At 72.9% G+C, this 13,202-nt stretch carries 13 protein-coding genes; 6 read left to right on the top strand and 7 right to left on the bottom strand.

Annotated features, from left to right (window positions below):
• Positions 1–14: 14 nt before the first annotated feature.
• Positions 15–875, top strand: a complete 861-nt coding sequence (locus LHJ74_RS27785; RefSeq protein ID WP_260221029.1) for an alpha/beta hydrolase — start codon at positions 15–17, stop codon at positions 873–875.
• A gap of 46 nt (positions 876–921) precedes the next feature.
• Here LHJ74_RS27785 and LHJ74_RS27790 read toward each other — a convergent pair whose 3' ends face one another.
• On the bottom strand, positions 922–1,473 hold the full coding sequence (locus tag LHJ74_RS27790; protein ID WP_260221030.1) for an ATP-binding protein: 552 nt from the start codon (positions 1,471–1,473) through the stop codon (positions 922–924).
• Between the two features lie 111 nt (positions 1,474–1,584).
• Entirely contained in the window at positions 1,585–1,965 is a 381-nt protein-coding gene (locus tag LHJ74_RS27795; RefSeq protein WP_260221031.1) for an STAS domain-containing protein, read from the bottom strand.
• Positions 1,966–2,218: 253 nt separating this feature from the next.
• Between LHJ74_RS27795 and LHJ74_RS27800 the strand changes: the two genes are divergently transcribed.
• Complete coding sequence (locus LHJ74_RS27800) at positions 2,219–3,178, top strand: RNA polymerase sigma factor SigF (RefSeq protein WP_375546854.1); 960 nt, start codon at positions 2,219–2,221, stop codon at positions 3,176–3,178.
• 131 nt (positions 3,179–3,309) lie between these two features.
• Here the strand turns inward: LHJ74_RS27800 and hutI are convergent, their stop codons facing one another.
• The 4 genes from hutI to hutU form a co-directional block, all read right to left on the bottom strand.
• Positions 3,310–4,479, bottom strand: coding sequence for an imidazolonepropionase (gene hutI / locus LHJ74_RS27805; protein ID WP_260221033.1), 1,170 nt, complete (start codon positions 4,477–4,479; stop codon positions 3,310–3,312).
• Between the two features lie 505 nt (positions 4,480–4,984).
• Positions 4,985–6,349: a formimidoylglutamate deiminase gene (locus tag LHJ74_RS27810; protein ID WP_260221034.1), complete on the bottom strand. Its 1,365-nt coding sequence runs from the start codon at positions 6,347–6,349 to the stop codon at positions 4,985–4,987.
• Positions 6,346–7,581, bottom strand: coding sequence for an allantoate amidohydrolase (locus LHJ74_RS27815; protein WP_260221035.1), 1,236 nt, complete (start codon positions 7,579–7,581; stop codon positions 6,346–6,348). Before LHJ74_RS27815 ends, LHJ74_RS27810 begins: the two co-directional genes overlap by 4 nt.
• 353 nt (positions 7,582–7,934) lie before the next feature.
• On the bottom strand, positions 7,935–9,614 hold the full coding sequence (gene hutU / locus LHJ74_RS27820; protein WP_260221036.1) for a urocanate hydratase: 1,680 nt from the start codon (positions 9,612–9,614) through the stop codon (positions 7,935–7,937).
• 162 nt (positions 9,615–9,776) lie between these two features.
• Here hutU and LHJ74_RS27825 point away from each other — a divergent pair, with 162 nt between their 5' ends.
• The 3 genes from LHJ74_RS27825 to LHJ74_RS27835 are packed head-to-tail and all read left to right on the top strand — an operon-like array spanning position 9,777 to position 11,874.
• Entirely contained in the window at positions 9,777–11,186 is a 1,410-nt protein-coding gene (locus LHJ74_RS27825) for a type III PLP-dependent enzyme domain-containing protein (RefSeq protein ID WP_260221037.1), read from the top strand.
• Between the two features lie 56 nt (positions 11,187–11,242).
• The gene (locus tag LHJ74_RS27830; RefSeq protein ID WP_260221038.1) at positions 11,243–11,479 is read left to right on the top strand and encodes a FitA-like ribbon-helix-helix domain-containing protein; all 237 of its coding nucleotides are present in this window, start codon (positions 11,243–11,245) and stop codon (positions 11,477–11,479) included.
• Positions 11,476–11,874, top strand: a complete 399-nt coding sequence (locus LHJ74_RS27835; RefSeq protein WP_260221039.1) for a type II toxin-antitoxin system VapC family toxin — start codon at positions 11,476–11,478, stop codon at positions 11,872–11,874. The genes LHJ74_RS27830 and LHJ74_RS27835 overlap by 4 nt, the downstream gene beginning before the upstream one ends.
• A gap of 35 nt (positions 11,875–11,909) precedes the next feature.
• On the opposite strand, the gene LHJ74_RS27840 is transcribed toward LHJ74_RS27835, so the two are convergent.
• The gene (locus tag LHJ74_RS27840) at positions 11,910–12,533 is read right to left on the bottom strand and encodes a hypothetical protein (RefSeq protein WP_260221040.1); all 624 of its coding nucleotides are present in this window, start codon (positions 12,531–12,533) and stop codon (positions 11,910–11,912) included.
• A 261-nt stretch (positions 12,534–12,794) separates the two neighbouring features.
• Here LHJ74_RS27840 and LHJ74_RS27845 point away from each other — a divergent pair, with 261 nt between their 5' ends.
• The gene (locus tag LHJ74_RS27845) at positions 12,795–13,193 is read left to right on the top strand and encodes a VOC family protein (RefSeq protein ID WP_260221041.1); all 399 of its coding nucleotides are present in this window, start codon (positions 12,795–12,797) and stop codon (positions 13,191–13,193) included.
• Positions 13,194–13,202 lie beyond the last annotated feature (9 nt).

Here is a 13,202-nt window from a genome sequence, read left to right on the forward strand (position 1 = left end):
GGAACATCACCGCGGTGGGCGCGGCCCTGATGCTCTGTGCGAGCCCCTGGGTGCTCCGCGGGGAACCGGAGGACGCGCGGCACCCGCGTACGGAGCGCACGTACGCCTACGGGCCGCACGCACGCCAGCAGCTCTCGGTGCACTGGCGCACCGATCACACGGGCTCCTCCCCCGCAGCCCTCCGCCCCGGCGTGGTCGTGCTGCACGGCGGCTACTGGCGGCAGGACCGCGGGCCCGGCTGGCGCGAGTGGTCCGGCTCCCTGTCCCGGTACGGGCTCGTCGTCTTCGACGTCGACTACCGGCGCAACGTCGACGCGCGCTGGCCCGCCCAGCGCGCGGACGTCCTGGCCGCCCTCTCGTGGATAGCGAGGCGCGGTGCCCGCTTCGGCGCCGACCCGGACCGGCTGGTGCTGCTCGGCTCCTCAGCGGGCGGCCACCTCGCCACCAGCGTCGGGACGTACGGGGCGGGGGCCGTCCGGGTCGACGGGGTCATCGGACTCTCCCCGGTGACGGACCCGCGCCGCGCCTGGCGTGACGGCGCCGACCCGCACGTACGGCGGAACGCCGAACTGCTGGCGGGGTGCCCGCCCGGCGGCGTACGGCACCGTACCGACTGCTCGGACATCTGGTGGGACATGTCAGCCGCCTCGCACGCCTCGGGCAAGGACGACGCGCCCATGCTCCTGCTGCACTCGGCACACGACTTCGTGCCCGCCGCACACTCCCGCGCGCTGGCGCTGGCGGAGCGGGCCCAGGGCATGCCCGCCAGGCGCATCACGGTCGTCACCGTCCCGGGCCACGCCCACGGAGCCGCCCTGCTGGACGAGCGGGGCGTCACCCCCGCACTGCTGGCCTGGATCAAGGCCCGGACCTGAGAGGCCCAGCCGCCACCCGCCACCCGCCAGCGACCAGCGCCGGACATCAGTTCGGTGCGGCGAGCTCCGCCCAGACCGTCTTGCCCGTACCTTCGACGTTCCGCACGACGCCCCAGTCCAGGCAGAGCCGCTGCACTATGAACATGCCGTGCCCGCCCGGACGGCCCGCCCGGTGCGGGGTGCGCGGTGCGGGCGCGCCGCTGCCCAGATCGACGACCTCCACGCGCAGCAGCTTGGGGCTGCTCCCTATGCGCAGCTCCTCCGGGCCGTTGGCGTGCAGACAGGCGTTGGTCACCAGCTCGGAGACGACAAGCAGCGCGTCCTCCGCGGCGGCCCGCTGGTCGGCGGTGGCGGCGGGCAGCCAGCCCCAGTCCTGGAGGGCCTGCCGGGTGAAGTCACGGGCCCGCGGCACGGCCCCCGAGGCGCCGACCAGCCGCAGCCTGCGGACCTGGCGCAGCGGCAGCTCGCGCAGGCGATCGACGGCGGCAGCGCCCGTACCGCCTCCGGTGACCCCGGCCTCCGGCACCGCAGCGGTCGTCGCGGCGCCTTCGGGCTCCGGGCCGCAGTCGCCCGCCGGGTACGGCCGGGTGGTGCTCATCCGTGGTTCACCTCACCGAATACCTGACAGATTCAGAGGTCTCCTGCCCTACCGGACGGGGAGAACACCCACGGATTGGGTCGGACTGGTGTGATGCGTATAACGCCCGGGTTACGCATCGGGCACATTCGCGAGTGCGCTGTCCAGATCGTTATGTACGGTGAAGACCGCTTCGGCACCGGTGATCTCGAAGACCCGGGCGACCACGGGAAGCATCCCCACCAGGTGGACTCCGCCGCCCGCCGCCTCCGCCTTCAGCCGGGCACCGAGCAGGACGTTCAGGCCCGTCGAGTCGCAGAACTCCAGCTGTGAGCAGTCGACCACCAGACGGTTATATCCGTCCTCAATGCCCTGTTCAAGCGGCTCTCGCAGTATGTCGGCGGTATGGTGATCGAGCTCACCCGCAGGCGTCACCACCACACTGACGCCCTGGTGTCCCACGCCGACCGTCAGCCGACCCCGGCTGGTACTGCCGGGCATACCGCGGTCCATGCGCACCCCTCGTGATTGCGAAACGAGCCACCTCTGCTGCCCCCGTGAAGCGGTTCGAACCCTACGCCTTCACCGGCGCCTCTGGTAGCCGAACAAGCCACACATTAGGGCATATTTGGACAATTGGGACTTGCCATGCCCGCACACAAGCGGGTAGCTCTAGTAGAGACATCCGAACGCGTCGGCTTTGGAGGCGCCGCACTCCGCACGTCACGGCTCCGGCAGCCATATGCCGAGAATGATGGAGGACACCATGTCACCCCGGCTCGACCACGGGATATCGGACTCTGCCGACCCGGCCACCGCCCCGGCCCTCGAGGCCACGGCCCCGAGCCCGGACGCCGCCGCGCCCAGCGCCGAGCACAGCGCCCAGTACTCCCCCGAGTACGCCGCTGAAGCGCTCGTCGAAGAGCTCCACCTCCCGGAGATCCCGCCCTATGACGAGGTCGGTCCGGTGGACGCGCGTGCGCTGTCCAAGACTCTGTTCCAGCGCCTCGAAACCCTCCACGAGGGCACCCACGAGTACGCCTACGTACGCAACACGCTGGTCGAACTCAACCTCGCGCTGGTGAAGTTCGCCGCCGCCCGGTTCCGTTCGCGCAGCGAGCCGATGGAGGACATCGTCCAGGTCGGCACGATAGGGCTGATCAAGGCGATCGACCGGTTCGAGCTCGGACGCGGTGTCGAGTTCCCGACCTTCGCCATGCCCACCATCGTCGGTGAGATCAAGCGCTTCTTCCGCGACACCTCCTGGTCGGTACGGGTACCGCGCCGGCTCCAGGAACTCCGCCTCGACCTGGCGAAGGCGGGCGACGAGCTGGCCCAGCGGCTGGACCGCGCGCCGACGGTGGAGGAACTGGCCGGGCGCCTCGGCCTCTCCGCCGAGGAAGTGGTCGAGGGCATGGCCGCGAGCAACGCGTACACCGCGAGCTCACTGGACGCCCAGCCGGAAGAGGACGACGCCGAAGGCGCGCTGGCCGACCGCATCGGCTACGAGGACCACGGGCTGGAGGGCATCGAGTATGTGGAGTCCCTCAAGCCGCTCATCGCCGAACTTCCGCCGCGCGACCGGCGGATACTCTCCCTGCGCTTCGTCGCGAACATGACGCAGTCGGAGATCGGCGAGGAGCTGGGCATCTCCCAGATGCACGTGTCGCGGCTGCTCTCCCGCACGCTCGACAAGCTCCGCAAGGGCCTGATGGTCGAGGAGTGACACCTCGGCCCACCCACCGTGCGTAGCACCGCCGCACACTGCCGCCGCACACTGCCGCCGCACACCGCACCGCTGAGCAGCTGCGCGGTGAGCTGAACGGCTGGGCACCCCGCAGCGCCTGCCGGGTGACCTCAGCCGATCAGCTCACCGCGCCGCCAGACGGCACGCACCAGCGGCACCCCCGGCCGGTAGGCGAGATGCACGTGTGACGGCGCGTCGAGCAGCGCCAGATCCGCGTACGCCCCCGGCGCGAGACGCCCCACGTCCTCGCGCCGCAGCGCCCGCGCGCCGCCCGCCGTCGCCGACCACACCGCCTCGTCGGGCGTCATGCCCATCTCGCGCACGGCGACCGCCACGCAGAACGGCATCGACGAGGTGAACGAAGAGCCCGGATTGCAGTCCGTGGACAGCGCCACGGTGACACCCGCGTCCAGCAGACGGCGCGCGTCCGGATAAACAGCCCGGGTGGAGAACTCGCAGCCCGGCAGCAGCGTCGCGACGGTCTCACCCTCGGCCAGCGCGTCCACGTCGGAGCCGGTCAGATGCGTGCAGTGGTCGGCGGACGCGGCACCCAGCTCGACGGCGAGGCGCACCCCGGGCCCGAACGACAACTGGTTGGCGTGCACGCGGGGCTTCAGGCCGCGCGCCTGCCCGGCCGTCAGGATCGCGCGCGCCTGGTCGCCGTCGAAGGCGCCCTCCTCGCAGAAGACGTCGATCCAGCGGGCATACGGGGCGCAGGCGTCCAGCATCGGCCCGGTGACCTGCGCGACATAGCCAGCCGGGTCGTCCACGTACTCCGGGGCGACGATATGGGCACCCAGATATGTGACCTCATCCGCGTGCTCGGCGGCGACACGCAGGGCGCGGGCCTCCTGATCCGGGGTCAGGCCGTAGCCCGACTTGGTCTCCAGCGTGGTGGTGCCCTGTGCGCGCATCTCGGCCACGTACCGGCGGAGGTTGGCGGACAGTTCCTCGTCGGATGCGGCCCGGGTCGCCTCCACGGTCGTACGGATGCCGCCCGCGCTGTACGGGCGGCCCGACATCCGGGCATTGAACTCCTCGGTGCGGTCGCCCGCGAAGACCAGATGCGAATGGGAGTCCACGAAGCCGGGGACGACGGCGCGGCCACCCGCGTCGTACGAGGTGTCCGCGTCGGGCGCCCCGGCGGCAGGCCCGGCCCACACCACCCGCTCATCCTCGAAGACGAGCGTGGCGTCCTCGACGAGGCCGAGCGGGCCACTGCCGAGACCGGGGTCATTGGTGACGAGGCTGCCGATACGGGTCACGGCGGTGGCGGTCATCGAATCTCCTGAGGTGACGTCCGGCTGCGCCGGCGGGGGGTGGCTGGTGCGGCGGGATGGGGCTGCGCGCCTCGGCACGGGTGGGCGCGCGGGGCCCGGCGACGCGTCCGGCACGGCGCGGTGCGCGGCAGCGCGTCGCGGATGGTGCCGCAGACACGCACGGCCCGCGCCCACACGGACGCTCCGCACGGGTGACCACCCACGCACGCGCACGTCCCGACGACGCAGCTGACCGCCACAGGCTCGCCCAGCCCTCGGCCGCGCCTCCGGCACGGACCGGTGCGCGGGAGCGCGTCGCGGCTGGTGCCGGAGACATGCAGGGCTTGACGACGCGGGGCGCGGGAGGACAGGCGGCGCCTCGCCGGCGTGGGGCCCCGGTGCGCGGGTGCGAGCGCCCCGCTGACAGCCGCAAGGCACGCCGGGCACCACGGCGCGGCAGGGAGCCACCTCCGTGCGCGCGGGTGCGGCGGGCGGCAGGCGCGCCGCCGCCGGGTGGGCCGGGGGGTCACACCCGGACCGCGGCGATGGCCGCGGTCAGGGCGGCCGGTACGTCGGGGATCGTGGAGTGCGAGCCGTCGCGGACCACGCGCCGGCCGCCGACCACCGTGTGCCGTACGTCCGCGCTGGTCGCCGCGAATATCACGGCCTCCGTCGCCAGCCGGGGCTCCGGCCCAGCCGTGCGGACCGAGTCGAGTGCGACCGTCGTGAAGTCGGCCGGGGCGCCCCGCTCCAGTCGCCCCGTCCCGGGACGGCCCAGCGCCGCGTGCCCGTGCTCCGTCGCCGCGCGCAGCAGCTGGCCCGCCGTCCAGTGGCCGCGCGTGCGGCTGCGCAGCCTTTCGTCCAGCTCCATGGCGCGGGCCTCCTCGAACGGGTCGATGACGGCGTGGCTGTCGCTGCCGAGCGACAGCGTGGTGCCCGCACGTTGCAGGGCGACGGCCGGGCCGATGCCGTCGGCCAGGTCGCGTTCGGTGGTGGGGCACATGCAGACGCCCGTGCCGGAGCCGCCGAGCAGCGCGATGTCCGCGTTGGTGAGGTGGGTTGCGTGCACGGCCGTCGTACGGCGCCCGGTCACGCCGTGTTCGGCCAGCAGCTGGGTGGGGGTGTGGCCGGTGGCTTTGCGGCAGGCGTCGTTCTCGGCCGTCTGTTCGGACAGGTGGACGTGGAGCGGCGCCCCGCGCTCCGCCGCCCACTCGGCGACGGTGCCCAGCCCGGCGGCGGGCACCGCCCGTACGGAGTGGATCGCGGCGCCGATCCGCGTGTTGGCGTCCTCGCGCAGGTCCGCCGCACGCTCCGCCCATGCCTCGGCCGTGCCGTCGGAGAAGCGGCGCTGCTGCTTGCCGGGGTCCTTCCCGAAGCCGGCGGCGAGGTAGCAGGTGTCCAGCAGGGTGATGCGGATTCCTGCCTCGGCGGCGGCGGCGATCAGTGCGTGGCCCATGGCGTTGGGGTCGTCGTAGCGCGCGCCGTCGCGCCCGTGGTGCAGGTAGTGGAACTCGCCGACGGCGGTGATGCCCGCGAGCGCCATCTCGGCGTACACGGCGCGGGCGAGTGCGAAGTACGTGTCGGGGTTGAGGTGCGCGGCGAACTGGTACATCACCTCGCGCCAGGTCCAGAAGGTCCCCGAGCCCACCTGCACGGTGCCGCGCAGCGCGCGGTGGAAGCAGTGCGAATGGACGTTCGCCATCCCGGGCACGGTGAGCCCGCGCAGCGGCACGTCGCCTCGCCCGGGGGTCTCGACCCCGGTGCGTACGGCGGCGAGCACGCCGTCGGCCACCTCCAGCGCGACCCCCGGCTCGACGACGCCGTTGAGCCAGCCGTACTCCGCCCAGTAGGTGACCGCCGCCGTCCCCCGCCCCGTCTCCGTCTCCGTCACCGGCACGCCAGTCCCTCCAGTACGTCGGCGAGCGCGGCCACTCCGGCCACGCAGTCGTCCTCCTCGGCGAACTCCGCGGGTGAGTGCGAGACGCCGGTCGGGTTCCGTACGTACAGCATGGCGGTGGGGACCGAGGCTGACAGGATTCCCGCGTCGTGTCCCGCGCCGGTCGGCAGCACCGGCACGGCGCCGGGCGCGCCCGCAGCACCGGGCGGACCCATGCCGGGCGGACCCGCACCGAGCAGGCCCGCGACACGGTCGCGCAGCGCGTGCGCGAATTCCACCGTCGGCGTGAAGGACTCCCGGGTGACCCGCACCTCCACACCGTCGCGCCGCCCCCGCTCGGCGGCGGCCTTCTCCACCTCGGCGACGACCGCCGCCAGCGTCTCCTCATCGGCGGCACGCGAGTCGAGCCAGCCCCGTACGAGGGACGGGATGGCGTTGACGCCGTTCGGCTCGACGGCGACCTTCCCGAAGGTGGCCAGCGCGCCCGCGACCCGGGCCTTCTTCCGGGCCGCGAGGACGGTGTTGGCGTAGGTGAGCATCGGGTCGCGGCGGTCCTCGATACGGGTGGTGCCCGCGTGGTTGGCCTCCCCGTGGAAGTCGAACCGCCAGCGTCCGTGCGGCCAGATGGCGGACGCGACACCGACCGGGTGCGGCGTCTCGGCCAGGGCACGGCCCTGCTCGACATGCAGCTCCACGAACGCGCCGATACGGGAGAGGCGTTGGGGGTCGGGCCCGATCGCGTCCGGGTCGTAACCGGCCCGCTCCATGGCGCGGGGCAGCGAGACCCCGTCCGCGTCCCGCAGTTCGCGGGCCCGCTCGACGGTCAGCTGTCCGGCGGCGAGCCGCGATCCGACGCAGGCGAGGCCGAAGCGGGCGCCCTCCTCGTCACCGAAGTTGACGACGGCGAACGGCTTGTCGAACCGGGCGCCACGCGCGCGCAGTTCGTCCAGGGCGGCGAAGGCGGAGACGACACCGAGCGGCCCGTCGAAGGCGCCGCCGTCCGGTACGGAGTCGAGGTGCGAGCCGGTGACGACGGCTTCCCCGGCTGCCGGATCACCCAGCCAGGCCCACTGGTTGCCGTTACGGTCCAGCTCGCAGACGAGCCCACGGGCCGCGGCCTGCGCGGCGAACCACGCCCGGCACTCGGCGTCCGCGCCGCTCCAGGCATAGCGGCGGTAGCCGCCACTGCTCGGATCGCGCCCGAGCGGCGCGAGCTGCCGCCACATCTCCTGAAACGACGGCGGTTGGTACTCCCCCTCCCCGCCCGTTCCCGGCTCTCTTCGGCCTGCGGCTCCGGCACCCGCAGGGCGAGCGTCGTCCGACGTGGCGGACGCGTCGCGGCGCGCCGTCCCGGCGTCAGCAGCGGCCCCCTCCGGCGAGCCCTCGGGGAGGGGCGCATCCCCCGCACCGGAGCGCCTCCCCCGGCGGGCCGCCGCACCGTCGGCAGCCGAGGCGGCGCCGAGTGACCCGGCGGCAGCACCCGCAGGGGCGGCGCGCGCCGCCCCCGCGGACGGGGGGACGGGGGCCGGGGCCCCCGGGTTCGGGGAGGGGCGGGTACGGGGAGAGCCCTCCGGGCCCGTCACGGCGTGTCGCCTTCGCGCATCGGCACCCGCACGCCCCGGTCCTCCGCGACCTGTTCCGCCCGCTCGTACCCCGCGTCGACGTGCCGGATCACCCCCGTGCCCGGGTCGTTCGTGAGGACCCGGCGCAGTTTCTCGCCCGCGAGCGCCGTGCCGTCGGCGACGGTGACCTGGCCCGCGTGGAGGGAGCGGCCCATGCCGACGCCGCCGCCGTGGTGGATGGAGACCCAGGACGCGCCGGATGACACGTTGACCATGGCGTTCAGCAGTGGCCAGTCGGCGATCGCGTCGGAGCCGTCGAGCATCGATTCGGTCTCGCGGTAGGGGGAGGCGACCGAGCCGCAGTCGAGGTGGTCGCGGCCCAGCGCGAGCGGTGCCGCGAGTTCGCCGCTGGCGACCATGTCGTTGAAGCGTTCGCCCGCCCGGTCGCGTTCGCCGTAGCCGAGCCAGCAGATCCGGGCCGGGAGCCCTTGGAAGCGGACGCGTTCGCCCGCCATCCGCAGCCAGCGGGCCAGCTGTTCGTTCTCGGGGAAGAGTTCGAGCAGCGCGCGGTCGGTGGCGGCGATGTCCTTCGGGTCACCGGAGAGCGCCGCCCAGCGGAAGGGGCCCTTCCCTTCGCAGAAGAGCGGGCGGATGTAGGCGGGTACGAAGCCGGGGTAGTCGAAGGCGCGCGCGTATCCGGCCGTACGGGCCTCACCGCGCAGTGAGTTGCCGTAGTCGAAGACTTCGGCGCCCCGGTCCAGGAAGCCGACCATCGCTTCGACGTGCAGGGCCATCGACTCCTGCGCGCGGCGGGTGAAGTCGGCGGGCTTCTCGGCGGCGTACGACGCCATCTCGTCGAGTTCGACGCCGAGCGGCAGGTAGGCCAGCGGGTCGTGCGCCGAGGTCTGGTCGGTGACGATGTCCATCGGCGCGTCCATGGCGAGCAGCCGGGGCAGCAGGTCGGCGGCGTTGCCGAGGACGCCGATCGACAGGGGCCTGCGCGCGTCCCGTGCCTCGGTGGCCAGGGTGAGCGCGTGGTCGACGGAGTCGGCTGCGACGTCCAGATAGCCGTGCTCGATGCGGCGCTGGATGCGCGAGGGGTCGCACTCGATACAGATCGCGACGCCGTCGTTCATGGTGACGGCCAGCGGCTGGGCACCGCCCATGCCGCCGAGTCCGGCGGTCAGCGTGATCGTCCCGGCCAGGGTGCCGCCGCTGTGCCCTTGGGAAGCGAGCTTGGCGGCGACGGCGGCGAAGGTCTCGTAGGTGCCCTGGAGGATGCCCTGGGTGCCGATGTAGATCCAGGATCCGGCTGTCATCTGCCCGTACATGGTGAGGCCGAGGGCGTCGAGGCGCCGGAACTCCTCCCAGTTCGCCCAGTCGCCCACCAGGTTGGAGTTGGCCAGCAGCACCCGCGGTGCCCATTCGTGGGTCTGCAGGACGCCGACGGGCCGGCCGGACTGGACGAGCATGGTCTCGTCGTCGCCGAGGGTCTCCAGGGTGCGCACCATGGCGTCGAAGGAGCGCCAGTCGCGGGCGGCTTTGCCGGTGCCGCCGTAGACGACGAGCTGGTCGGGGTGTTCGGCGACTTCGGGGTCGAGGTTGTTCTGAAGCATCCGCAGGGCGGCTTCCTGCTGCCACCCCCGGGTGTTGAGCTGCGTGCCGCGCGGTGCCCGTACTGGTCGTGGTCCTGACATGGCCCTGCCTCCCTGGTGTTCCCGCTGTTCTCCGCCGCTTACGGCCGAGGGTGTCCCCGCGCCTCCGCTGCATACAGCTTCTATTCACCCAGCCTACGGAGTGAATAGTTTCAGTCAACAACCGCGTTGGGAATCATCGGCGCACCATGCTTGAGTAACTGCATGGACCATGCACACTCCCCCTCCACCCACCGCCGTGACCGGGCCATACGCGCCGCCGTCGCCCAGGGCCTGCTCGCCGACGACCAGCAGCCGCTGGTCGGGCTGCTGGACGTGGCAGCCGTACGGGAGTCCGCCGCGGCTCTCCGTACGGCCTTCGACGAAGTGACGGCAGACGGGCAGGAGGTACTGCACAGCTTCGCCGTCAAGGCGGCGTCGCTGGTGCCGGTGCTGCGGCTGCTGTCCGAGTGCGGCATCGGCGCGGAGGTGGCCAGCCCCGGCGAACTGGCGCTGGCCCGCGCGGCCGGAGTGCCCGCCGCCCACACCGTCCTGGACAGCCCCGCCAAGACGACGGCCGAGCTGAGCGAGGCGCTCGCGCTCGGCGTCGCGCTGAACGCGGACAACCCGCAGGAGCTCAGCCGCCTGGACACGCTGCTGGCCGGGACCGGCGGGGCGGACGGAGCGGCCGGGACACCCGGAACGCCCGGACCCGGGGCACCCGTGACGCCCGCCGCCGGCATCCGGGTGGGCCTGCGCGTCAACCCGCAGCTCGGCGGCGGCACCATCGACGCGATGAGCACCGCGACCGCCACCTCGAAGTTCGGCGTCGCGCTCGGGGACGAGGGCGCCCGCGCATGGGTCGTCCAGGCGTACCGGGACCGCCCGTGGCTGACCCGGCTGCACTGCCATGTCGGCTCCCAGGGGATGGCGCTCGACCTGATGGCCGCGGGCGTACGGGCAACATACGAGCTGGCCGAGGAGATCAACGCGGCCGTCGGCCGTCAGCAGGTCACCACCCTGGACATCGGCGGCGGCCTCCCGGTGAACTTCGCCTCCGACGAGACCACGCCCGCCTTCGCGGACTACGCCCGGCTGCTCGCCCGCACCGTCCCGGGCCTGTTCGACGGCCGCTACGGGCTGGTCACCGAGTTCGGCCGCTCACTGCTGGCCAAGGCGGGCACGGTGCTGGCACGCGTCGAGTACGCGAAGACGGCGGGCGGACGCCCCATCGCGGTGACCCACGCGGGCGCGCAGATCGCCGTGCGCACGGTCTTCGCCCCCGAGTCCTGGCCGCTGCGGGTGCACGCGTACGACTCCGGGGGCCGCCCCAAGACCACCGCGCCGGTGGCCCAGGACATCGCGGGCCCGTGCTGCTTCGCGGGAGACCTGGTGGCCCGCGACCGGAAGCTCCCCCTCCTCGCGGCGGGGGACCACGCGGCGCTGCTGGACACGGGGGCGTACTACTTCTCGAACCCGTTCGGCTACAACTCGCTCCCGCGGCCCGGCGTCTACGGCTACACCGAGGCCGAGGGCACCGATGACCCGATCCGCTTCCACCCGGTGCGCGACCCGCAGACCCTCGACGACATCGTCACGGAATCCGGCGCCGCCCACCGCGACACGCTCGTCTGAGCCGCACCCCTGGGACGTAGTTACAGAAATGCTTGCCATGCGATTACACTGCTTGCATGGCAACCATTCATGTACGAGAAGTCCCCGATGACACCCTGACCACGCTCCGGGTCCGCGCAGCGCAGGCGGGGCAGTCGCTGCAGGCCTACGTCCGGCAACTGCTGGACAGCGAGGCGGCCACTCTGACCGCCGGGGAGGCCGCCGCTGAGGCCCGTGGGATCGCGGCGCGGGGCCATGTCACGAGCGATGACGTGGCCGAGGCCATGGCCGAGGCACGCGAGGCACGCACGTGATCGTTCTGGACACCTCGGCGCTCGTCGAGTTCCTTGTCGGATCGGACGCCCTCGCTGAACGGGCGCGTAGCGTGACGGTCGGTGAGCGGCTCGTCGCTCCGTACGGCGTCGATCTCGAATGCGCCTCAACACTCCGCGGGCTCACGCGGGGTGGCAAGCTACCCGGGGACGAAGCGCTGCGGGCTCTCGACCTGCTGGGCCGGATGAACCTGCGCCGTTACGCGCACGTGCCGCTCCTGCCACGCATCTGGGAGTTGCGGCACAACATATGGCCCTACGACGCCTCCTACGTGGCGCTCGCCGAGTCGCTCGGGGCGGACTTGGTGACGGCGGACAAGAAGCTCATCGGAGCTCCGGGGCTGCGGTGCCGAATCCGCAGTCTGCACGACGCCTGACGGCCCCGCTCCGGCCCCGCTCCGGCCGCTGCCGGTCAGCCGCTCCCCGCGCCCGCCTTCGCGCCGGCGCGGGCCGTACCCGGGGCCCCGCCCGCCCGGCGCCGCGCGCCCCCCGCCACCGCGTCCCCGGCCAGCGGACCAGTCGTCATCCACCCCCGCACCTGCTTGCGCACCGGACTGCGCCCGTCCGCCCACTCGGGACGTACCCACAGCAGCTGCTCGTTGCGCAGCTCCCAGCGCCCCAGCCACACCGACTTCGCCCACAGCCCGGCGCCGACCCCGGCCAGCACCGCGCCACCGGCCCCGGGCAGCACGACGGACGAGGCGACGGCCAGCACGAAGCCCAGCGCCAGCCACCAGCGGTGCACCTGCCGCCACTCGCGCAGGGTCACCTTCCGGTCCCGCAGCACCACCCACTTACCGGCCGTGGTGAGCGCGCCCAGCAGCCCCGCATAGCGCCGGCGCCGCACGGCGTAGGTCACCACCGCGACGAGCAGGAAGAGCACGATCCCCGCCATCACCCCGATCCGCCGCCCGCTCCAGCCGGGCACCACCATGCCGATCGCTCCGGCAGCCACCCCCGTCCACCACCAGGCACCCGCGGCTGCCCGCAGATATACCGCCACCCTCGCCAGCGCATACGACGATCCGCGCCCCACTGCTCCCACTCCTCTGCTGCATCCGGCGGCCTTCGAATGCGTAGGCTAGTGCCGCGGGATGAGAAATCCCTGAGAAGGGGTCCGGCACGATGCCCTGCTCCTCGCAGAAGTCGAGCATCTCCTGCGTCCCCGGCGTCCCGCCGCTCCCCGCGCCCGTCAGGGACTTGGCCCCGGCGACCCGGCGACCCGGCGACCGATGAGTTTCCGGCGCCCTCACCGTCTGTACCGGTGAGACGACATCAGTACGCCGAAGGAGTGGCCATGTCAGCGAGCACGGAAACCGCGAAGAACCCGCACGTGGGCGGCATCCTGCTGGGCAGCACCGATCCGGCGAGGCTCTGGGAGTGGTACCGCGGGGCGTTCGCGCCCGACGCCCAGCGCGACGAGCAGATGTTCACGCTGGAGCTGGGCGGCAGCTATCTGATCTTCGAGGAGCGTGACGACGTCGGGGAGAAGGCCGCCGAACCGGGCCGGATCATCGTCAACTTCGAGGTCGACGACATCCGCGCGGCCGAGCAGCGGCTGGACGAATCGCTGGGCGTGCGCTGGATCCGTCCCGTCACGGACATGGACGGCGAGGTCTTCCTGGCCACGGTCGAGGATCCGGACGGCAACTACGTGCAGCTCTTCCAGATTCAGTCCGGCAGCAGCGGCGCGTAGGGGGCATCG

Origin of the sequence: Streptomyces gossypii (genome assembly GCF_025165795.1) — a bacterium.
Lineage (GTDB): Bacteria > Actinomycetota > Actinomycetes > Streptomycetales > Streptomycetaceae > Streptomyces > Streptomyces gossypii.